The 22,908-nt window shown below is 44.9% G+C and carries 20 protein-coding genes and 1 pseudogene; 6 read left to right on the top strand and 15 right to left on the bottom strand.

The features are described 5' to 3' along the window. Window positions 1-106: 106 nt before the first annotated feature. From ACFSVM_RS08660 to ACFSVM_RS08630, 7 genes are all read right to left on the bottom strand, one after another. Window positions 107-835, bottom strand: coding sequence for an amino acid ABC transporter ATP-binding protein (locus ACFSVM_RS08660; protein ID WP_379261455.1), 729 nt, complete (start codon window positions 833-835; stop codon window positions 107-109). Further along, entirely contained in the window at window positions 828-2,279 is a 1,452-nt protein-coding gene (locus tag ACFSVM_RS08655) for an amino acid ABC transporter substrate-binding protein/permease (protein WP_379261453.1), read from the bottom strand. Before ACFSVM_RS08655 ends, ACFSVM_RS08660 begins: the two co-directional genes overlap by 8 nt. A gap of 319 nt (window positions 2,280-2,598) precedes the next feature. Beyond that, window positions 2,599-3,612 carry an NADP-dependent oxidoreductase gene (locus ACFSVM_RS08650; protein ID WP_379261451.1) on the bottom strand — a complete coding sequence of 338 codons (1,014 nt, stop codon included), beginning with the start codon at window positions 3,610-3,612 and terminating at the stop codon, window positions 2,599-2,601. Window positions 3,613-3,695: 83 nt separating this feature from the next. Then, window positions 3,696-3,989, bottom strand: coding sequence for an ArsR/SmtB family transcription factor (locus tag ACFSVM_RS08645; RefSeq protein WP_379261449.1), 294 nt, complete (start codon window positions 3,987-3,989; stop codon window positions 3,696-3,698). Between the two features lie 142 nt (window positions 3,990-4,131). Then, window positions 4,132-4,575, bottom strand: coding sequence for a hypothetical protein (locus ACFSVM_RS08640; RefSeq protein WP_379261447.1), 444 nt, complete (start codon window positions 4,573-4,575; stop codon window positions 4,132-4,134). Between the two features lie 172 nt (window positions 4,576-4,747). Then, window positions 4,748-7,552 (bottom strand): sugar-binding domain-containing protein, encoded by a 2,805-nt coding sequence (locus ACFSVM_RS08635; protein WP_379261445.1) that lies wholly within the window; start codon window positions 7,550-7,552, stop codon window positions 4,748-4,750. Window positions 7,553-7,660: 108 nt separating this feature from the next. Next, the gene (locus ACFSVM_RS08630) at window positions 7,661-8,359 is read right to left on the bottom strand and encodes a CPBP family intramembrane glutamic endopeptidase (protein WP_379261443.1); all 699 of its coding nucleotides are present in this window, start codon (window positions 8,357-8,359) and stop codon (window positions 7,661-7,663) included. A gap of 85 nt (window positions 8,360-8,444) precedes the next feature. Here ACFSVM_RS08630 and ACFSVM_RS08625 point away from each other — a divergent pair, with 85 nt between their 5' ends. The 3 genes from ACFSVM_RS08625 (at window position 8,445) to ACFSVM_RS08615 (ending at window position 10,964) form a co-directional block, all read left to right on the top strand. After that, window positions 8,445-9,227, top strand: coding sequence for a MerR family transcriptional regulator (locus tag ACFSVM_RS08625; protein WP_379261441.1), 783 nt, complete (start codon window positions 8,445-8,447; stop codon window positions 9,225-9,227). Window positions 9,228-9,442: 215 nt separating this feature from the next. Further along, window positions 9,443-10,342, top strand: coding sequence for a 3-hydroxyacyl-CoA dehydrogenase (locus ACFSVM_RS08620; RefSeq protein ID WP_076310796.1), 900 nt, complete (start codon window positions 9,443-9,445; stop codon window positions 10,340-10,342). 16 nt (window positions 10,343-10,358) lie between these two features. Beyond that, window positions 10,359-10,964: a TetR/AcrR family transcriptional regulator gene (locus ACFSVM_RS08615; RefSeq protein WP_090722496.1), complete on the top strand. Its 606-nt coding sequence runs from the start codon at window positions 10,359-10,361 to the stop codon at window positions 10,962-10,964. A gap of 59 nt (window positions 10,965-11,023) precedes the next feature. On the opposite strand, the gene ACFSVM_RS08610 is transcribed toward ACFSVM_RS08615, so the two are convergent. Then, on the bottom strand, window positions 11,024-11,545 hold the full coding sequence (locus ACFSVM_RS08610; protein WP_090722498.1) for a PadR family transcriptional regulator: 522 nt from the start codon (window positions 11,543-11,545) through the stop codon (window positions 11,024-11,026). 206 nt (window positions 11,546-11,751) lie between these two features. On the opposite strand from ACFSVM_RS08610, the gene ACFSVM_RS08605 reads away from it, so the two are divergent. Then, the gene (locus tag ACFSVM_RS08605; RefSeq protein WP_090722500.1) at window positions 11,752-12,984 is read left to right on the top strand and encodes a cytochrome P450; all 1,233 of its coding nucleotides are present in this window, start codon (window positions 11,752-11,754) and stop codon (window positions 12,982-12,984) included. Between the two features lie 126 nt (window positions 12,985-13,110). On the opposite strand, the pseudogene ACFSVM_RS08600 reads toward ACFSVM_RS08605, so the two are convergent. After that, window positions 13,111-14,027 (bottom strand): annotated as a pseudogene (locus ACFSVM_RS08600) (LysR family transcriptional regulator). Window positions 14,028-14,174: 147 nt separating this feature from the next. Between ACFSVM_RS08600 and ACFSVM_RS08595 the strand changes: the two are divergent. Beyond that, window positions 14,175-15,212: an alpha/beta fold hydrolase gene (locus ACFSVM_RS08595; RefSeq protein ID WP_090722502.1), complete on the top strand. Its 1,038-nt coding sequence runs from the start codon at window positions 14,175-14,177 to the stop codon at window positions 15,210-15,212. An 80-nt stretch (window positions 15,213-15,292) separates the two neighbouring features. Here the strand turns inward: ACFSVM_RS08595 and ACFSVM_RS08590 are convergent, their stop codons facing one another. From ACFSVM_RS08590 to ACFSVM_RS08570, 5 genes are all read right to left on the bottom strand, one after another. Continuing rightward, complete coding sequence (locus ACFSVM_RS08590; protein ID WP_090722503.1) at window positions 15,293-16,414, bottom strand: NAD(P)/FAD-dependent oxidoreductase; 1,122 nt, start codon at window positions 16,412-16,414, stop codon at window positions 15,293-15,295. Window positions 16,415-16,576: 162 nt separating this feature from the next. After that, window positions 16,577-17,416 (bottom strand): formylglycine-generating enzyme family protein, encoded by an 840-nt coding sequence (locus ACFSVM_RS08585; protein ID WP_076310803.1) that lies wholly within the window; start codon window positions 17,414-17,416, stop codon window positions 16,577-16,579. Window positions 17,417-17,520: 104 nt separating this feature from the next. Then, on the bottom strand, window positions 17,521-18,156 hold the full coding sequence (locus ACFSVM_RS08580) for a glycoside hydrolase family 11 protein (protein WP_047913822.1): 636 nt from the start codon (window positions 18,154-18,156) through the stop codon (window positions 17,521-17,523). Between the two features lie 72 nt (window positions 18,157-18,228). Beyond that, window positions 18,229-18,999, bottom strand: a complete 771-nt coding sequence (locus ACFSVM_RS08575) for an alpha/beta hydrolase (protein ID WP_090723753.1) — start codon at window positions 18,997-18,999, stop codon at window positions 18,229-18,231. Between the two features lie 55 nt (window positions 19,000-19,054). Continuing rightward, a complete protein-coding gene (locus tag ACFSVM_RS08570) occupies window positions 19,055-20,338 on the bottom strand; it encodes an SGNH/GDSL hydrolase family protein (protein ID WP_090722505.1) in 1,284 nt (427 codons plus the stop codon). A 288-nt stretch (window positions 20,339-20,626) separates the two neighbouring features. On the opposite strand from ACFSVM_RS08570, the gene ACFSVM_RS08565 reads away from it, so the two are divergent. After that, window positions 20,627-21,769, top strand: a complete 1,143-nt coding sequence (locus ACFSVM_RS08565; RefSeq protein ID WP_076310805.1) for a glycosyl hydrolase family 8 — start codon at window positions 20,627-20,629, stop codon at window positions 21,767-21,769. A 277-nt stretch (window positions 21,770-22,046) separates the two neighbouring features. Here ACFSVM_RS08565 and ACFSVM_RS08560 read toward each other — a convergent pair. Next, the coding region (locus tag ACFSVM_RS08560) for a serine hydrolase domain-containing protein (RefSeq protein WP_379261435.1) at window positions 22,047-22,908 on the bottom strand (862 nt) is incomplete at its 5' end.

Here is a 22,908-nt window from a genome sequence, read left to right as displayed (position 1 = left end):
AAGGAATTCGTCGACCAGGTTATACGATGACAATATAAAAAAACCTCCGAGTTCCTGCGGCACTGCCGCCAAGCCTCGAAGGTTCTTATTATAATTTAATGATGAATTAGAGCACTTTCTGCAGGAAGCTGATGGTACGCTCATGCTTCGGTTTACCGAATACTTCCTCCGGTGTACCCTCTTCAATAATATAACCGCCATCCATGAAGATGACCCGGTCCGCAACCTCACGTGCGAATCCCATCTCATGCGTCACGATCATCATCGTCATGCCTTCACGCGCAAGGTCCTTCATAACGCCAAGTACTTCACCCACCATCTCAGGGTCAAGCGCCGAAGTCGGTTCATCAAACAGCATGACATCCGGGTTCATCGCGAGTGCACGGGCAATCGCTACCCGCTGCTTCTGACCACCCGATAATTCGGATGGATAAGCACCCGCTTTTTCGGATAGACCGACACGCTGCAGTAAGCGCGTAGCCGTCTCACGTGCTTGCTGCTCATTCATTTTACCGAGCTCCATCGGAGCAAACATGATGTTCTTCAATACATTAAAATGCGGAAACAGATTAAAATGCTGGAACACCATTCCGATGTTTTCTCGAGCTTTGTTTATGTCTGTTTTGGGATCACTAAGATCCTGATCATCCACAATAACATGTCCAGCCGTAATTTCTTCGAGCTTATTGATGCAGCGTAAGAGCGTACTTTTTCCTGATCCGGAAGGACCAATGACGCACACCACTTCACCCTCGTTGACAGACATATCAATGTTCTTAAGTACTTCATTTGAGCCATAGCTTTTCTTCAAGCCTTCAACACGAACTTTACCCACGACTACGTTTCACCTCCAGCGAGCTAGCAATTTTAGTTAGAATAGTGATGACAATCAGATACATGATGGCAACCATCAGCCAGATATCAAAGGATGCGAACGTTCTCGCGATAATAATCTTACCGGATTGAGTCAGCTCGACCAGTCCGATCGCGGATAGGATCGACGTATCCTTGAGTGTAATAACCAGCTGGTTAATAAATGAAGGAATCATCACACGGATCGCCTGTGGAATGACAATCTTCATCATTGATGTGCGATAAGGCAGTCCAAGTGAGCGCGCCGCTTCCATCTGACCTTGATCAATGGATTGAATCCCGCCGCGGATAATTTCTGTTACATAAGCACCTGCATTCAAGCTGAGTGTCAGAATGGCAGCCAGGTACAGCGGCATCGTAAAGCCAAATGCCTGTGGAATACCAAAGTAAATAAAGAATGCGAGTACGATAAGCGGTATACCACGGAATAAATCAACGAACACAGTTGCGATGAAGCGCAGGACTTTGTTTTGTCCAACCTTCATAAGCCCGAAGATCAAACCAAGAATAAAGGCAAAGAACAAGGATACAATTGTATAAATCAGTGTTTGTCCAAGCCCCTTCAATAGCGGTGGAATCGACTGTAACATCAGTTCGCCGCGACTTAAGGTTGGAGCAGGTACCCCTTCGCCTTCACCTAAATACTTCTCTAGGATCTGATCATACTCTCCGCTCGCTTTAAGGTTTGTGAGTCCAGCGTTAAACTTTTGCAGCAGCTCTTGATTCTGCCCTTTGCTAACCGCAAACCCGTAGGAACCGCCTTCTTCCTTATCCGTTACGATCTTCAGTCCGTTGTTTTGAGTTACCCCGTAAGCCAGAACCGGATAGTCTTCAAAAGTAGCAACTGAATTGCCGGTCTTCACATCATCATACATTTGTGAGGAATCATCAAAAGGTACAATGGTGAATCCGTACTGTTCCGAAATAGACTCAGCGAAGCTGTATCCTTCTGTACCCGTCTTGACGGCTACTTTATGCCCTTTCAGGTCCTCATAGCTCTGAATGGTATCGTTATTAGCACCGACACCCATAACAACCCCGGATTCAAAATAAGACTCTGAAAAATCAAATTTCTGTTTTCTTTCGTCTGTAATACTCATACCGGCAATAACGCCGTCGACTTGATTCGACTCCAGCGCTTGAACTGCCGCATTAAACCCTAGCGGTTTAATTTCGTACTGAAAATTCTGATCCTTCGCAATTGCATCTAACAGATCTATGTCGATACCGACAAAATCACCGTTGATATCTTGAAATTCAAACGGTGCGAATGTTATGTCTGTTCCAATTACATAGGTTTTTCCGGAATTCGACTGTGCTGAAGCACCTCCCGCCCATCCGGACAAGCCGGTTACTAGAAGCAGCACCAGCGACAGAATAAAAAATGAGACCTTTGTTGTTTTCATATGTCCTCCTCTTACGGTCTTCTTTTTCATAGTTACACCTGATTTACGGAAGGAGCTCGTACTCCTTTTTAACAGACGTATCGATTATTATACATTTTTATTTGCCGCATGAAAATAATCATTCGATGAATTTTTGTACAGTTATTATTCGTCTCTCTTGAGTATTCGATACAATTCAACAGAACGAGGATTTCATTATCCAGCCAGTATTTCTGCTAACAACGCGTGATATTTCCACTTAAGTCATTCAAACATCACATAAATAGCCATCTCCACAGATTTTTTACAATCGTAAAGATGACTAGATTTTTCAATCATATTATTCTGTTGATTCAACTTTGACGAGCATTTTACCAATGTTTGTGCCTTGGAATAGCTCGAGGAATGCTTCGGGAACACGATCAAAGCCTTCAAGAATCGTTTCTTCATATCGAAGCTTGCCTTCCGCTAACCATTGTCCCAGCATCTTCGCGCCTTCCGGTAAGCGGTCTGCGTAATCGCCAAGCACAAAGCCTTTAATCATAGAGCGGGTCTTGATCAATTTCGTTAGAATCCGAGGACCAACATCACTGCCCTCTTCTTGATTATAAGATGAGATTGCGCCGCACAGCGGGATACGCGCATAATCATTTAATTGGGTCATAACCGCATCGGAGATGTCTCCTCCCACATTGTCGAAATAAATATCAACACCGTTAGGGCAGGCTTTTTCTAGCGCTTCCTTCATATTAGGAGTCGTCTTGTAGTTGATAGCTGCGTCGAATCCAAGCTCCTTGGTAAGCCAATCTGTCTTCTCATCAGACCCTGCAATACCTACCACATGCGCGCCCTGGATTTTGGCGATTTGTCCGACAATGGAGCCAACCGCGCCGGCCGCACCAGAGACGACAACCGTTTCCCCTGCCTTGGGACGGCCGATGTCCATAAGTCCAAAATAAGCAGTTAGTCCGGTCATACCGATTACACTTAGGTATGCGGATAGTGGCGCGATGTTCTCGTCAACCTGCTGCAGCTTGTCCGCATCAGCTACGTTATACAGCTGCCATCCAAGCATACCTAATACTTTGTCACCTTTACTGAATTGATCAGATCGAGATTCGATCACCTCTCCAACTACGCCACCGGTAATTACTTCACCAAGCGGATAAGGAGGTACATAGGATTTAGAATCATTCATCCGTCCGCGCATGTAAGGGTCTACGGACAAATAAATCGATTTAACCAACACTTGACCTTCTTCTGGTTCTTGGATCGGTGCTTCTTCAAATTTGAAAGTATCTTCGGTTGGCAAGCCTTGAGGTCTTGAATGGAGTAAGATCTTTCGGTTCATCATAATGGATATCACTCATTTCTTAAGTATTGTAAAGTTCTAAAACTTTCAAACTATAAATCCAAAATAAAGGTTTCTCTTCAGCCTTATAGGCTATCCAAGAAACCGGGTACTGCTGTATTAAACATATCCTTTACTAAATGAATCTTCTTATTCTGTCCTTCTCTCACGACATGAATCAGCTCAGCATCATTCATAATTTTCAGATGATAAGTGACATTAGACTTGTCCATACCCAGCGTCCTTCCAATCTCTCCGCAGCTATTGAGTTGTGGACTTTGCATCAGGTAACGGACAATCTCGATGCGCTTCTTCTCAGATAAAGCCTTGAAGATTCGCGCTCTCTTCTCATCATCTATCGTTAATGGTTTGATAGTCATACAACTATCTTACTCATTAAATAATATTTTTGTCAAAAAAACGAATTTAGCATCATAAGAAATGATGGGTGCTGAACAAATAAGCACTTATAATTGACTCAGAATTGGCAGTATATATTGTTAATCTTATTTTTCCGTGTCCTCAGCCCACCACTGCAGTCCAAGCAAATGAACGAGCACCTAAAGCTGCATCCCGGGTTGTTGAAACAGCGATGATATATTGTATTTGACCAGCTAGGACATCTTGCACGGGAGGAAAATCTACGGCAGTAATGCCAATCATTACATAACGTATCTCGTTCATATCTCCTGTTCCTGGATTGACAGTTGTAAATATGAGCGTCCCGTTTCGGTAAATTCGAAACGTAACATCCGATGTATAAGGTCCATTAGGTCCAGGCGCTGCCAGTCTCAAGTAAGCGTTTAACATTACCCTTACATTACCGGCTTCTTGGGGTGAGACGGACGTAGTCTGTAATCCGATATTGCCAAATACATATTCCCCCATTGAGGAAGTTAAAGCTAAACCAGGCACATCGACAGTACTATCCTGTGCAATTCTCATGTCTACCAATCGGCTACTCATCAACTCATCACCTCTATTTTGATATATTAATAGATTATTCATGTTTGAGAGATTAGGAGTCAGACACATGAGCATTTAATGCACACAACAAAGATAAAAAGCAATAAAGCCGCTGAGGCGGCTTTATTCCTTTGCACGATATCAATGAATTGTTCTTAAAAAACAGTGAATCTTAGAGCAGTTTCTCAAGCTCATCATAGTGTAATTCAATTTCCGGCCTATAGTTATCACTTTTCACGTAATGCAGGATGCTAAGCAAGAATTGCTTTCCTTCCGGTGTATGTGCGATCTTCTTATCATCAAAGGTACCCACGAATACTCGGCCCTTGGATACACGAGCCTCAAATAATAAGCCCAGCTTATGATTACGCTCGAAATTGTCAATGGTTTGAACGATGGGCTCAAGCTTAGATTCAGTCTCATCTAATATGATGGAGCGGGAATTCATAACGATATTCCACCATGGATAGGTAGAATAAGTCTCGCTTAGGAAATGTTCGAACACCGGATGCTTGTTATCGATATATAGTCCCATCGTTCCAACAGGTGTCGGCTTATTCATGCTTTCTGATATGGATCGAAACATTGGATAACACCAGAAGTCCGTGCAATAGGTACCTTCAATGGAATGAGTCAATGACGCCGGGTCTGGAAGCAGCAATATATCTTCTCCGTGCTCCAGCAGCTCTTTTGCCTGATCATTAAGCTCCCGGAACAAGTGAATCCCTGTCCAGTCGAGCTCTGTGTGCTCGGGGTAAACCCAAAGATCATAATTCTTATAAATATCAGTTTCCTCGATAGTCAGCTTGAGTTCGACCTGTGTCATTACTTCAACCTCTGGCAATTGGATCAGAATCGTACCTATCTGTATATGATTAGAATCTGGACTTGCGGGTACAATTAATTCTCCTTCCGCTAGAGACGTTCCCTTGCTTAACATTTCCCACTTCAGCACTTTACTATCAATGGATTCCGTCCGATAATAACTTAGCTCGATAGCAGCTTCGAAAGACTCTCCGGCTTCATAATTGTATCGTTCAAATCGAGCCAGCAGGACGGCATCCGAACAGAATGTTCTCCACTCTTCTGGCGTGATCAGTCCTTTGGAATCCATGAATGCATCCAGCATTCCAACTAGCGCGGTTCCTTGCCCACTGAAATCCTGCAGGTCCAGCAGCTGGAAACCAGCAAGCCGTCTTGTCCGAAATGCAGCTTCCAGCTCTTCCTTATAACATGCTGCAGCTAGTTTTCCAGAGTTCTCGAAGTATGCCTCGGCGAGATGTCCTAATCCCTTCGCTTCAAGTCGATCACGGAACACTTCGAAATTTCTCGCTTTTAGTGACCCGGTATATTTCTCAATTTCCTTAAAATTCGGGTAGGTCGCATATTGCCCAATTTCATGAGAGATAACGGGAATATGAGGAATTAACTGCTCCTCCGCTGTCTCTGCCTGCACAGTACGCATCTCAGTTCCATATTGAATCTGGATAGACTGCGTATCCGCTGAAAGCTCTTCGATTTCTGTCTTAGCAGAAGGGACAATCTGCTCATCATAATCCTTCATCGTGCCTGGTAGATCGGTTTGCACATGTCCAAGTGGTGCATCACACATCGCATAGGAGCCTCGGAACAGACGATCCTTCGAGAAGCGAACTCCACAGTAGAAGTCGTCTTCCTCCAGAATGACAGGTACAAATTGAAAATTATTCGACCCTTCTGTATACAAATGCCGCGAATCGTAGTCTTTATACTGCTTCAAGATCTCATTTAATCTATCTTTACTCCCCCATAGCTCATTACCGAGCGACATCATCACAAATGAAGGATGATTACCAAACTCACGAAGCATGGCGTAGCCTTCACTTATTAGATAATCCTGTTCTGCCTGATTATGCTGTTCATGCGTCTCATCTGTAATGGTTCCCCAGAACGGAAGCTCCGGCTCCATATAAATCCCTAACATATCTGCTGCAATAAATGCAGCTTCCGGCGGACAGCAGGTATGAAAGCGATAATGATTAATACCATAAGATTTTGAAATCTTCATGATTCTGAGCCATTCTTCCACATCGGTTGGAGCGTATCCAGTAAGTGGAAAAATTAAACCGTCATGTTTGCCGCGTAAAAATGTGTTCTTCCCGTTGATCGCAAACTTATCTCCAGCTGCTGTGAATTCACGAAGTCCAACGAAGACATGATGAGAATCCAGCACTTCACCGCTAACCGCTTTCAATTCAATCTTCAGCTCATACAAATTAGGCTCGAGATCACTCCACAGCAGAGCATCATTACCCATATCATAAGTAACCGATATGTTATTCGAGCTTAATTGAATCGTTTGCTCTCTGACCGTATGCCTAACATCTGTATTGGAACTGCTTGCCGAGATATGGAGCTTAGCTGCATCCCAGCTGCCTATAAGACGGGCTGTCAGCGTAACCGACTTATTCACCGGATCGGTATAAGCTTGAATGTTCTCTATATAATGATGACTGTAGAACTGCAGCTCTACTCGACCCGTGATTCCATTCCAATTGGTCTGTGTATCCTCGGAAGTCATATGTCCTCCTTTGGTCGGGTAATTCGTATTGTCTACACGGATCGTAATGGTATGCTTCCCTTCGGTTAGGGTTCCCGTAAGATCGTGCACATGTGGAGTGTTTAGGCTGTTCTGTGTCCCGAGCTCTTCTCCATCGACCCAAACTGTAGTGACACGTGTACGCTCCAAAAATAGAAAGCAAGGCTTATCTTGAAGGTTCTCCGGAATTTCGACCTCTTTAGCAAACCAAGCATAACCTTCAAAAGCATATTCATCGGTTAAGGCCCCGATCTTGACCTCTGTATTCTTCTTCCCTTTCTGGGCATGGGATGTCGTATTCGGCAGTGTGATGCTATCTGCAAATGGCAGCTGTAGACCCTGCTTCTGCTCATCCAGCTGCAGATTCCAGACCCCTTCTAAATTCATTCTGTGCAGCATTATGCTTCATTCCCCTCTCCAACACTTCAATTCCTATGTAATACTTGCAATTCTATCATGATAACGCTTCAATTTAACACCTTAAATATTCTTGAATTGCAATTCAAGTCAGAGCGCTGTTAGAATTACAGCCAGTCCATTAAACCCTCCATGTACAATCATCCTTGGTACGATCGACCCCGTTTTCTCATAGCACCATGCACAAATCACTCCGGATACAAAATTGACAGGCAAGGTGTTATATGTAGGAATGTGAACGATAGTAAAGATAATGGAGCTTAGAATTAATCCGGCTCCAACTCCCCATTTAACCCGGAACCACTTATATAAAAATCCGCGGTAAAAAATCTCTTCATACACAGGTGATACAATCGCTGCAGAGACAAATCCGATCAGTATTGTGAGCAGGCTTATATTTTGCTGAAGACTTTCTGTTTTGCTATTCTCTGTACCTATTCCCCATAGTTCCATCAGGATCAATATGAGAATGCTGGATGCAATTAATGCGATGAACCAGATTACGATAAATCCCCAATATGATTTAGAAAAAGCTTGTAAACCATTGTCTGTCCACCTTAACTCATGAGGCTTAAGCGCAATGAAATACACGCCTGCTATAAAAATGATGGCCATGATCAAGCCGGTTAAGGTACCCGAATATAAGCTGTTTTGAAACCATTCATGCAGAAAGTCTTGCAGTAAATACTCAATGGTGACTGGAACAATAACCAAGACAAGCAGCAGTAATAATCCGAGCTCCTTAAATGACCACTCCATAGATGCAAAGATTTGTTTCTTCAAATTCATTCCCCCTAGAACTCATTGTGTGATAAATTCAGGTTAAATGGTGACGTTACGTAACCTGCAAGCTTTTTTTAGGAGGAGTTACATAATGGATTTTCTAACTACGGGTATGGTATCTAAAAAGCTGAATGTTTCGCTAAGAACCCTTCGTTATTATGATCAGATTGAGCTGGTGCAGCCTTCATTCAAAGACAAAAACGGTAAGCGTCATTACACGCCAGATAACTTGTTGCTGCTTGAAAAAATATTACTGCTTAAGTCTGCCTCTATGTCACTCGAAGATATCAAAAAACTAATTAATCAGCTGTCTATTGAAAAAACGCTACGTGTTCACAAGAACCACCTTGAATATGAATTAACTCGGCTAGAGCACTCACTTCTTCACACAAATACGCTGATTAACATGACGAAGCTCCAGACTGAAATAAAATGGGATCTGCTGCTGCCTCTGCTGTCAAATGATAACGAAGCTGAAGAACGAAAAAAAAGAAAGAAAAAGGTCATGGAAGAGTGGTTCACAGAGGATGAGCAAACCGTACTTACTAATCAATTACCAAAAATGGAGAACGACCCTGTTCAATTAACGAAATGGATTAATTTGATTAAACGAATTGAAATTTGTCTGGAGGAAAATAAGTCACCAAGTTCACGGGACGCTCAAATCATCGCTGAGGATACACTTCTACTATCGAATGAAATGTTCCAAGGGAATACAGAGCTTGCGGATAAGTTCTGGGAGGCAAGACGATCTGAGGCAGCTTCATCAGATCTTAATCTGTACCCGATCAAAGAGGAAATTGTTATTTTCATGGAGCAGGCCATTATTTATTTTGAAATAAACAATAATCTGGAATCTTACGTCCATACATAAAGAGCCGCCATACTATAATTGCGAAGTCCGGGGTAAATTATAATTACCTTTGGACTTTTTTTATTTGTTTTTCCAGTAAGATACATCACAATAATGCGCTAAAATGTTGACAAATTGTGAACAGACGAGTAGTTTAAGGGTAAACCATTATTTGAACTTTTGTTCAAAACAAATGTTCAAATAATATATAACTCAACTTAGAGGGAGAGATTCAGATGAACTACACAAATATTACAGTAGCAGGCAGCGGTGTCTTGGGAAGTCAAATCGCTTACCAGACCGCATTCTATGGATTTCAAGTAACCGTTTATGATATCAATGATGAAGCGTTGGATAAAGCGAAGGATCGGATCTCGAAGCTTAAAGCGCGGTATCAGGAGGATATGGGTGCAACTCAGCAGGAGGTAGATGCTGCTTACGAGCGCATGTCCTTCAACTCTGACCTCCGTGCAGCCGTTTCAAGCGCGGATCTGGTTATTGAAGCCATTCCAGAGATTGTGCCGATTAAGACGGATTTCTACAAGAAGCTCGGAGAAGTCGCACCCGCACATACCATTTTTGCATCCAATTCTTCTACTCTGCTGCCAAGTCAGTTTGCAGAAGCTACGGGGCGTCCAGCTCAATTTCTTGCCCTCCACTTCGCTAATGAGATCTGGAAGAACAACACAGCGGAGATAATGAAGCATCCAGGTACCGATGAGAAGGTGTTCGAGGACGTAATTGCGTTTGCTCGCGCCATTGGTATGGTGGCCCTTCCACTGCACAAGGAGCAGCCTGGCTATATTCTCAACTCCCTGCTTGTTCCATTGTTAGATGCAGCTGAGCTTCTTTTGGTTAAAGAGATTGCCGATCCGGAAACGATTGACAAAACCTGGATGGTCGGTACAGGCGCACCGAAGGGACCTTTTGCGATTCTTGACGTGGTTGGTCTAACTACAGCCTATAACATCGTTCTTGCGAAAGCGAAGGCTACAGGGAATCCGAATTTGGAGAAAGTTGCAGAGCTGCTAAAGACCGATTATATTGATAAGGGCAAGCTTGGCGTTGCAACGGGAGAAGGCTTCTACAAGTATCCTAATCCCAGCTATGAGCATCCTGATTTCCTTAACAGCTAAAGGAGTATATTGACCTATGAGCCCTGCGAAGGACGACCAGGAAAAAAACAAACATGTAAAAGATCAAATACTGAAAGCAGCCAAGAAGCTGTTCTCATCACAAGGATATGAAGCGACAACGGTCAGGCAAATCTGTGAAGAAGCAAGGGTTTCGCTGGCCCTTGTGTCTTATCATTTTGGCGGTAAGGAGAAGGTGTTCTTCGCCTTATTTGATCCCATTAGGGAGACGACTCAGAATCATCAGTACGACTTATCGAAGCCGTTAGCTGCTCTGATTGATTTTTGCAGATCCTTTGTCTTATTCAGGTACGATGAGCACGAGCTGATCACCATTCTTCAGCAGGAGCTCTTCCTCAAGAGTCCGAGACTGGATCTGATGACGGATGTATTCCTCCCCTCCTGGGACGAGCTTCGAGCGATTCTTACGGCTGGCAAGGAGCGAGGGGTAATTGAATACGAGTCACTAGAGATGACCATCAATTTTGTCATGGGAACTTTAATCTTCTCGTTAAGCAATCCGTTCCTTAATCCAATAGAGAAGAATTACTCCCCAGAGGAAGCAGCAGAACAAGCCATTGGTTATATTCTCAATGGTATTCGAAATAATAAAGGCACGCAGTAACTGCGTGCCTTTTGCTGATATTCCAGATTCATTTGCCACAGATGATATGAAGGTTTACACTACTCTGCTTCTCTAACCACTTTCTCCATTAATTTATGGATCCAGTCCTGCTCAGCCTTTAGCTTAAATATAGATAGACGAAGCACTTCTTCGCGGTAACAATCAATATTATGCGGCTCCAGTCTTTCCTCCAAATCAGATAAGAGCTGTTCAAGATCCTTCATCCGCATAGTTAAAATACGCAGCCGGTTATCTGGTGAAATATATCGAAATAGAGACACTCGGATCAAGAATTCCGAATGATGCTTCGCATCTCTCTCTGTAAATACATTGACCAGCTCCGTTATTCGTCTCCTCCCATTCTCCGTAATTTCGTATATATACTGAGTTGGCCCCCCGCTATGCTCATTCATTCTCTTCGTGACCAAGCCTTCCTCCGTAAACTTTCTCAAAGCAGGATACAGCATGTTGTTGTTCACATCCGTCAAATATCCTAGATCCTTCTGGATTTCCTTCTTAATTTCGTAACCATGTTTAGGAGATTCTTCGATCTGGATGAGTATAAGCAGCTCAATGTACATAATGTAAACCCCTTATATGGTGTAGTATCTTAGTTCACTAAGGTATTGTAAGCTTACCAAATTCCTTACTTCATCTTCAATCTATATTCGACAAAAAAACGTTCATCGGGCTGATGGTCATGGGTCCTTCGAATGTGTCTGCGCATTTTTATATATGTTAAACTAACATAGTTATATGTTATTCAAACAGAGTGGAGGGATTCATCGTGAACAATGAAATTATATCCTTGGAGGAAATCACCGAATTCAAGTCGTCGTCAGAGGAATTCAGCCCATATGCCTGGTATAAGGATAAGCTGCAGAACGATCCTGTCAGCTATAACGAGGCAACCAACACGTGGAATGTATTCCGATATAACGATGTTAAACGTGTACTGAGCGATTATGAGCATTTCTCTAACGTCAGAATGCGTACGACCATCAGTGTCGGCGCCGATGTCGATGAAGGTAAGCACGCCGGAAAATTCAACCTGATGACAGACCCTCCCGAACACCGAAAGAGCCGCTCCCTCCTGGCTGCTGCCTTTACCCCTCGCAGCTTGAAGCTATGGGAGCCTCGAATCCAGGAAATCGTAAGCGAGCTGATTGACTCCATGGAGGACAAGCCCGTCATTGACATTGTCGACGACTTTGCCAGTGCCCTGCCTACCATTGTTATTGCTGATCTGTTAGGCGTCCCTACCAAAGACCGAATGTTATTTCAGCAATGGGTATATGACTTGTTCCTTCCTATGCCCAAGGAGAACCAAGAAACGGTAAATGAGCGTAAACGCAAAGCCGCTGTTGAATACTATTCCTATCTCTACCCTTATATTGTCCAAAAAAGATCCAATCTGTCGGATGATATCATATCGGATTTGATCCGGGCAGAAGTGGACGGAGACCAGTTATCCGATGATGATATTGTCAGAACGACGATGTTTATTCTTGGTGCAGGCATAGAAACAACTAGCCATTTGCTGGCCAATACGTTCTATTCCTTCTTATATGACAATAATGAAATCTATGCAGAAGTCCGGGATCAGCGGGAACTGCTTCCAAATACGGTGGAGGAAATGCTGCGGTACCGATTCAACATTGCGAAGATGGACCGCACGGTCAAAGCCGATAATAATCTTCTTGGTGTTGACCTGAAGAAAGGAGACGTCGTGGTTGCCTGGATGAGTGCAGCGAATATGGATGGCGAAGTATTCGAAGATCCGTTTACTTTAAATATTCATAGACCGAATAACAAGCAGCACTTAACCTTCGGCAACGGACCTCACTTCTGTCTTGGAGCACCGCTCGCTAGACTGGAGGCCATTACAGGAATCAGCATGTTTATGGATAAGTTCGCCCGAATCGAGCCGGTCCCTGGCTTTAACCTGGAAGAGAACCTGACGCCATCGGCCGCAGGTAAAATGCTCTCCTCACTGCCGGTACGTGTATACAGAAAATAACCGTTTTCGTGTCTGTTTATATTAAACAGGAGAACTGCCTAATTTGCAGTTCTCCTGTTTTTAAGTTGGTGTCATAAACCATAGCCGGATTCCCTGTTCCCACTCCACGCTGTACAATTGGTGAATTTACGAGGTAATCGCTGAATTCCCCTCTTCAACAGCTATCACTTCCCTCGCTGTTTCTATAAAAGATAATATGACGGGGGACATCCACTTGTCTTTATGCCATACCATATGCGTATATACGTGCAAGTCAGGGATTTGCCATGGAAGTGCAATGAGCTCACCTCGTTCTACCTCGGCTCCCACTGTTATTTCGGGAAGAAAGGCGATGCCGATCCGAGCCATTGCACATTGTTTAATCGCTTCCGCATTTTGAAACTCCAAATAGGTAATATCATCAATTCCCTTTTTCTCAAACGAGCATCAAACATAGTACGATAGGTACAACCTTTTTCATTGACCAGGAACACTTCTCCGTGAAAATCTTCTAGCTGTAGTACATTTCGTTCTGCCAGTGGATGGTCTGGAGCAACGAAAAAGCGAAACGTCTCTTCTAACAGCGGTTCCACTGTAAGCCCCGTCGATAGAATGCCTTCATCCAGCATAAAAACGACATCCGCAGTTCCCTCAAAGAGCGTTTGCTTAAGTTCCTGATTAGGCACAGAGCGGAAAATAAGCCGAACTCCCGGATACCGCGAACGAAATTGCTGAAATACAGTGGGAAGACGATAGGCACACAGAACCTCGTTGGCACTGATCGTCAGGGTCCCGCTTATTAAATGATCGTTTTCATGAACGGCACTCCGAGCTTCATCCAATTGATCTAAAATACTTTGAACATGAGTTAGGAATCACTTACCCGCTGAAGTGAGCACGAGTTGTTTGCCCAATCGGTCAAATAGACGGACGCCAAGCTCCTCCTCCAATGCTTTGATCTGCATCGTAACGTTGGAAGGGACATAATTCAGAGCCTCTGCAGCTCGACTGAAATTCAAAGTTGAAGCAACCGTGCGAAACGTATTCAATTGACGCAATTCCATCCTGCAGCCTCCATTTTAACTTTCAATATTATTGAACATTGCTGTGAATTCTGTTCACTTTTATTGAGAGTAGCATAGCTCTATACTAACAACAACAAATGCATTTGTAATTTATATAGGGTTCAAGTTGAAGGGAGCAGTAAAACAATGGATTACGAGGTTTTTGATCTCGGTGACGTTACTTTGCAATCAGGAGTGACATTACCGAACGCATTTCTTGCTTATAAGACGTATGGAGTATTGAACGATAAGAAGGATAATGTGATCGTCTATCCAACAGCGTTTGGCGACCAGCATGTTCAGAATGAATGGTTAATTGGAAACGGCATGGCACTGGATCCACAGAAATATTTTATTATTATTCCAAATCTGCTTGGAAACGGACTGTCTTCGTCTCCGAGCAACACAGCTCCGCCTTTCGACCGGGGACATTTTCCACAAGTTACGCTCTATGACAACGTGAATTTCCAACATCGGCTGGTCACTGAAAAATTCGGCATTGAAAAGATAGCACTCGTGGTTGGATGGTCGATGGGCGGTATCCAATCATTTCAATGGGCGGCAAGTTACCCCGACATGGTGGAACGAATTGCACCTTTCTGTGGAGCTGCAAAGACTTGGCCGCAAGCGTATGTGGTCCTTGACGGGATGAAGGCTGCACTTATGGCTGCTATTGACTTCGATTCAAGTAAAGTAAACCTATTGACCTCTGCACATATGCGCAGCGTTGGCCGAGTTTATGCGGGATGGGGGCTATCCCAAACCTATTACAGAGAAGGACTTTATCGTGATATGGGATTTGACGCACTAGAGGATTTTGTGGCTGGCGTTTGGGATGACAGCTTTATGAAGATGGATCCGCACAATGTCCTTGCCATGCTATGGACAGGCCAAAATGCAGATATAAGTGCTAATCCGGTCTATAAAGGAGATTTTGATAAGGCATTACAGAACATAAAAGCACAAGCCTGCATTATGCCAGGGAGTACGGATCTATTTTGTACTTCAGACGAAAATGAATACGAGGCTAAGCTTATACCAAATGCTGTGCTTCATCCAATTGAATCGATCTGGGGCCACTTTGCCGGTCGCGGAATCAACAGTGTCGATAGCAAATTTATTGATGACAATCTAAGACACTTGTTGTCGCTTCATCCGAACAGATCAATAACTGAAAGAAATTAAAGTGAAGTAAAGTAAAGTAAAGAAAAGCCTGCTTCCCCTCCCTATAGTTTGGAGAAATGTAGGCTTCTCTTCGTCTAGTTCTATTCCATCGCTTTACGAACATCATAATCCTCTAGGTCGATGTCCAGCTCCATTCCAAGTGCCAGCTTGGCGAGCTGATTCCCGATATAGGGTCCCATCGTAAGTCCAGAGGCACCAAGACCGTTTGCCGTGATAAGACCATGCCAGCCAGGAACAGTTCCGATTACAGGGAGAAATCCAGGCGTAAATGGACGAAATCCTACTCTAACCTCCTGAAAAGTACTGTTCTCCAAGCCGGGAGCGAGCTCCAGCCCTTTGTCCAGAATTTCCTGCATCCCTCCAGCTGTCACCCTGATATCATAGCCTTCGATATCGTTCTCATGTGTCGCACCGATGACTATTTTTTGCTCATCAAAAGACAGCAGATATTGATCCGTTGGCGGCATAACGACAGGCCAATTGCCCGTGTCTTGATATTCAGGAACCTGTAGGTGCATAATCTGTGCTTTCTGGTAGGTCACTTTAAAATGAATGCCCAAGGGTGCAAACAAGGCGTTGGCCCATGCTCCAGCACACACGATGACTTCATCCGCAGAGTAACGTTCTTGACCCACTGATACTCCCGTCACCCGGTTTGATTCATACTTCATAGCGGCATCTCCATTAATAAGCTTGGCCCCGTTACGCTCCGCCGACCGAAGAAGCGCATCACGCAGTGCCCGTCCATCTACTCTTGCTCCTCCGCTAACATACACAGCGTGGTACCCTTCTGCTAGCAGTGGGAAGAGCCGATGGGTCTCATCCGTACTTTTCTGCATAATTTCACCGATCTCAGGTGCGTCCAGCTTCCGCTTCTGTGCCCGCTCCTCCATTTTACCAATCTTGTCCGGATCGTGATGAATACTAAGGGCACCGACTCCGGCATAACCTGTTTCTGTCTCGCCCTCTTTCTCCAAGCTGTTGATTAAATCAGGGTAATAACGCGCTCCGCCCTTTGCGAGCTGGTACCAGGCCCGATTACGCCTCTGTGATAACCAAGGGCATATAATTCCTGCTGCAGCATCGGTGGCCTGACCTTCATCCTTACGATCTATAACCAAGACCTCTGCACCAAGCTTCGCTAGATGGTAAGCGGTTGATGCACCCAGTATTCCTGCTCCTATGACGATGACTTTCTTCATACTTACATTCCTTTCTTATACCAATAACTCCATTATAACGAATACTGCACAATACTATAAACACAAAAAGAAGCAGTTCATCATCGACTGCTTCTTCGTGAATACTAGTTACCTCCATTACTGATATTGTCTACACGTATCCTTCGGTTGTGAAGGAGCCGATCACTTTCCTCGAACCACTCGGAAGCCCTGATCCGGACCAAAACCATTCGCATCAAATTTTCCGGGAAAGGAGATCTCATTATTGTTAACGCCGCCGATCCAACCGCCGCCCTTTACCACACGCCAAGTATTCTCCGGGCTTTCGGGGTGACTGTACCAGTCCCAGCACCATTCTCGCACATTACCGGACATATCATAAATCCCTAACTCATTGGCTTTCAGGGATCCAGCTTTCTTCGTTTGATTTCGATTGTTCTCGATGGCCGGCCAGCTCCAATCACCGGTTAATATGTTATCCCCTGCATTTATCCAGTACCATGCCACTTCATCTGGGTTATTGCTTCCACTATAGGCATAATTCTGACTTTTCTGGCCTCCACTTGCAGCGTATTCCCACTCAGCCTCAGTCGGCAGGCGATAACCATTAGCATCTTCGTTTATGGTAATCGTCCATTTCAAATGATCGTTCTCATTCTTATTCTTCGTATCAATAGTACTCTTATCGATGTTATAGTAAGGTTTCAAATTCTCCTTAAGACTTCGCTGATTGCAGTATTCCACGGCATCGTACCAGCTTACCGTTTCAACCGGCAGATCATCTCCTTTGAAGCCGGACGGATTCTCTCCCATAATCTCCATCCATTCCTTCTGAGTTACTTCATATTTTCCAATATAAAAATCGGAAATCGTTATGTCTGAATCACTAAAAGTAGACTTGCTGCTCTTAAACGTTCCACCTTCTACGTATACTAAATCATCGCTTACATCAGATTCATTCGTTGAACAAGCGCTCAAGCCAGCGGCTGCCATAATACATAAGCACAGGATCAGCTTTCTCATTCCATAATCTCCTTTAAGCCCTACGTTGAGAGCAAGACAGGTCCAGGGACCTGTCTTGCTCTATGAATATCAATATTACAAGTGCTTCACTTCATTTGATCTCGTTACCAGACTGTCACGTTAGAGCTACCGCTGCTCTGATATCCCTCAGTAGCCATAACCTGATAGGACCAGCTATTGCCTAAGTGCATACCTTTGCTCGCCCATGCATTAACATGATTACTGAATGTGATCGTGGAATTTACACCAATAGGCCGCTTGGTTTGTCTTACGCTCCAGTACTGAGGGAAGGTTTGAGTACCGTCAATAGAAGGTGCATTGTATCTCATAGTTGTATAGATGTCATACGTGCCGCCATCACTGTTCACTGTGCCTTTGTATGTTCCAGTAGGACGGTAGGTTCCCCAGTTGTCTACTACGTAGTACTCGATTAGTGAATTTCTGGTCCAACCATAAAAGGTCAAATATCCGTTACCGGAAGGAGCAAATACGCCGGCATTGTAGTTAACTACCCGATTAGGCGTACCGTATGTCCAGCCTTTACCCACAACGAAATTGCCGGTATTCTGCCAGTTTACACTGTAGTTTCCACCAGAGCCATTCACGGCATTAACGGTTCCTCCACCATCTGTCCAATTCTGCCAGTAATCCGTCGCAGCACTTGAAGTTGCGGCAAATACTCCAAAACTCATAGAAGCGGCAAGAACAACCGTCAACAATTTTTTACTGAATTTGAACATGGTAAACTACCTCCTGATATTTTAATAGATTGGTTTGTAGCCCAGTAATACCGTGATCTTCCTACTGTCTGGTTATTTGAACAAGTGTTGTGAGAATAGATACAAATCGTTCTTCCACACGGGCCAGTCATGGCCTCCGCTCTCTTCATACCAAATGTGTGTCACACCTTGCTGCTCCAAGTATTGATGTAAGTCAATACTAATCTGTATAAGATTGTCTTGATATCCGCAAGACAACCATAGCAAGTTTAGCAGCGATGATGCTTCCGCTGGATTAGGTACGAGAAGACTCGGCGTCTTGGTGTTCGGAGCTGGGGAAAAGGCACCTACCCAAGCGAAAAGGTCCAGGTGGCTGAGTCCAATATTCAGAGACTGACCTCCGCCCATAGACAATCCGGCAATCGCCCGGTTATTCCTATCTGTGCTTGTGGAATAGTTCGACTCAATGTAGGGTATAAGGTCATCAATAAGGTCAAGCTCAAATCGTTCAAACGCGCTTATCTTCTCAGGTTCAAATAGATCCCCTTCGGCAAGGTCATTAGGCATAGCACGGCCGTTCGGAAGGACAACAATCATGGGTGCAAGAAGATTGTCATTGTATAGATTATCTAAAATAATCTGCGGAGCTCCATGGTTGTACCACTCCCCTTCATCTCCGCCAATTCCGTGCAACAGGTATAGGACAGGGTATGTGAGATCCGTGGTATAGCCTGGTGGTGTATACACCATCGCTTTACGTACATTGCCGACCGTTGTGGAGTTATACTGGGCTGTCTCGATCACTCCGCGTGGTATATTATCGCGGTATTGGTCAAAACCCGCCGGTGCTGATGAAGTTAACATGTACAATAAACTCCCTTCACGCCTTTCATGATCCCATTGGCTGAATGCATGTCCCTTAATCGACATATCCAAAACCGAGTATAGTGAACAGTCTATCCTCATGCCCCTCCATCATTTCAATTTCAATCGTATGCTCTTTCGCCTGATTCTCATCGAACAGGAGCATGGCATGGCAATGTGTCCAGTTCACTTGGTGTGGATCCGCTTTTTTGACGTATTTGCCATCCACCTTGATATTAGCAGTTCCGAATTGCTCGCTGCCGGAGTCTTTGAAGATCAGAATAAGTCGTTTGCATCGCAGACACAGCTTAAAGCAGCTTTGGCTCATTGTCTTGTCGGGAACGTGCATCCAGTTATTCGGGAAAAGTGGCGTTCTGTATTCATGATCATCCATCTCGCTCATCTGCAGATCCGTATCGATGTGCCGAAACCTGCCTGTGTCGATTCGGGCGAGTTGATTCCCGTTCTTTCGATCTAACAGTTTTACATTGACATAATCGTTCCCGATAAGTGGTGTCTTTCTGAGGTCCGGCTCTTCTTGATCCGGTTCGGATAGATCCGTCACTTGGAACAGATAAGCCAGTGCATCGGCCATGATCCGATGTCCCGCATTGGTAGGATGGTAGATATCATGAAAATATTGCTGTTTAGATATGATGTTGCCCTCCGTCTTTGTCTTTCCGAATTGCTCTACAAGAGCATCTTTCATGCTCACCATAGGCAGATTATAATACCAGCCTATCGGAGCAAGTCGGTCCTGAAGGTTCCAATCATTCTGAAAAACACTGAACATCAGAATTACCGCAGGGTGATGACCATTAGCAAGCGCTTTCAAAATCAAGCTTTCGTAACAGTTACCCCGAGTCTCATCGTCCGCATCGTTTACGGCAAATTCAATGATCACGATATCCGGCTGAATCGTACCATCTCGGAGCACATCCCGCTCATAACGTACGACACCAAGTTCTGAAGGCGTTCCACCAACACCCGCTTTAACTAGCTGAATTGAATTTCCATCTGAAGGAGCGAACATCAGCTTAAATCGTTCATAAGAGCGATAGGCATAACTTTGGAGATGAATGGGTGAAGCACCAGCTCCTTGAGTAATGGATCCACCGATGTAAGCAATAACGACAGGAACGCCTTGTCTGGCCTTTTCGATGGCTCGTTTTAATCTGACATTGTTACCCTTGTTCAGCAGAGATCGGGCAATCAGTTCCAGATATGCCGGAGAATCGTAATCAATGTCCGTCTTGAAAGAGGATTCATCCACTCCCACAGGATCGCGCGGTGCAGTTAACTCTAGGTTTTCATCTACATCTCCTGTATTGCCAAGCATGTTACATCACCACCATCCTTTCAGCTAGAGTTTACACTCCAAGTACAACACATCGAAGGAAAACCTGTACTTAACGGCAGTCTTATGGCTCCTTCTCTCCGAGTGTATCGCCTACATCCTTTATCAACAACCTGACAGAATATAGGACTTGTTCAAATTTATCATCTCAATTCAAATAAGAAAATATTGGAAATAAAACATCTGTGATTTTTTATGTAAACGCTTTAATTTATACACTTTAAGCATGATATAATTTCATAAACAATCTTTACAAAAAGGAGATCAACAATGAATACGTTAAGTCAGGGCGCTTACAATACAGGTGCATACACCAACTTATTTCAAAAACTAGGTTATGACGAACATGAGATTATCGCTAAACTGGAGAAGACATGGAACGATTTGTTCTATGGAGATGAGAACACAAGAATCTATTATCCGATGGATGAGGACAAGGGTTACATGCTTGACACTGGCAATCATGATGTTCGTTCTGAGGGAATGTCCTATGGTATGATGATGGCTGTACAGATGGACAAGAAAGAAGAATTCGATCGACTCTGGAATTATTCCCACACGTTTATGCAGCATACTGAGGGTCGCTACAAGGATTATTTTGCGTGGCATTGCAAGCCTGACGGAACCCGTCTGTCACAAGGTCCTGCACCTGACGGTGAGGAGTTTTTTGCTATGGCCCTGATATTTGCCTCGAACCGCTGGGGTGATGGCGCCGCACCGTATGATTACAAGGTACAAGCCCGAAAAATCCTTAAAGCATGCGTACATCAAGGTGAAGATGGCGAAGGCGATCCAATGTGGGATCCTCATAACCGGCTGATCAAGTTTGTACCGGAATCGTCATTCTCTGATCCCTCCTATCATCTTCCTCACTTTTATGAACTGTTTGCTATTTATGCGAATGAAGGAGATCGAGCCTTCTGGAAAGAAGCAGCAGCGGCAAGCCGAGCTTACCTGCATACAGCCTGTCATCCGGTAACTGGACTTTCTCCTGAATATGCGAACTATGACGGTTCTCCGGCTCCGATTCAACCACACGGTGATTTTAGACATTTCTATAGTGATGCATATCGGGTTGCAGCGAATATTGCTTTGGACTGGGAATGGTTTCGCAAGGATCCCTGGCAGATTGAACAATCCAATCGGATTCAGTCCTTCTTCAGTGACATTGATGTTTCTGATTACCGTAGATACACGATTGAGGGTGAGCCCTTCGACGAACCATCCTTGCATCCAATAGGTCTGCTTGCTACCAATGCCATGGCATCACTGGCTGCGGACGGCCCCCATGCTGACCAGTTTGTCCGCCAATTTTGGAACACGCCTCTCCGTCAAGGCGAGCGTCGCTATTATGACAATTGTCTATATTTCTTTAGTCTGCTGGCATTAAGCGGCAGATATCGTATCTACTAATAACCAGCTTAACGTTCTACTCCTACTCAAGCGAAAGAGGACTTCACTGAACGTCGATTCAGAGAAGTCCTTTTATGCGTCAAACGGGAACAAACTGTCCGATTAAAATAAAGTATTAGACTGGACCTAAGAAGATGCAACAGCGACAGCCAAGGATGAAAAAATAAGTCCTAGATTGTTGTTGTTTCTTTAAAACTAACGTTTCGGTTCATGCTTCGCCAAGGGGCTGTCGTTTGGTGTGGGTTGATGGCGAGCGAACCCGCGCGCGGGCTCGGCGTCAGTCTTCGATTGCCTGGTAGACCGTTGTCCAGAAGTCGTGCATAACCCGTGACGAATCCCCAGTGGACATCCCAACCTGGGTAAGCAGAATTCCGATAAGCTGTTTGTCCGGGTCAGCGTAGGTGGAGGTGCCGGCTCCGCCGTCCCAGCCGAACTGGCCGATAGATGCGTAGTCACCACGATAAGTACGCACCGCCATCCCGAAGCCCCAACCGCCGTGCTGCCCGGTGCCGTACGCCAAATGGACGATATTACGGGCCCAAGCTTCTCGGGCGGCTAGTTGCTCGGAAGTTAGGCGATTGGTGGTCATCAGTTCGACGGCGGACCGGGACAGGATCCGCTCAGTCCCGTGCATTCCGTGATTCAGCAGCATCCGGAAGTAGGCGTGATAGTCGTCGACGGTTGAGTCCAGTCCGCCACCGCCTGACTGAAATGCTGGAGGTTGGTTGTGCCGTCCGCTAACGGCCTCATCCCACACGTGTAATTCCCCGGTCTGTGGGTCGGGGGCGTAGAGAGGCGGCAGCCGATCGATCTTGTCGGCGGGCACGTGGAAACCAGTGTCCTTCATTCCCAGCGGTTCAAAGATGCGTTCTCGCAGGAACGCCTCGAACGACTTGCCACTGACCCTGGAGACGAGCACACCAAGCACGTCGTCGCTGATGTTGTATAACCACCGCTCTCCGGGCTGGTACATCAGCGGGAGAGTGCCTAGGCGGCGCATCCACTCATCCGGATTTGGTGCCGCCAGTTCTGCCTGAGCGTAGAGCCCTTGCTCAAAAATCTTTTGCATCATCGGTGAGCCCGGCGCTGTCATATCCACTCCGAGCCCGAACGTAGAGGTCAACAAGTCCCGAACGGTG

Origin of the sequence: Paenibacillus shunpengii (assembly GCF_042684905.1) — a bacterium.
Lineage (GTDB): Bacteria > Bacillota > Bacilli > Paenibacillales > Paenibacillaceae > Paenibacillus > Paenibacillus shunpengii.
This window is presented reverse-complemented; position numbering and strand designations above follow the sequence as displayed.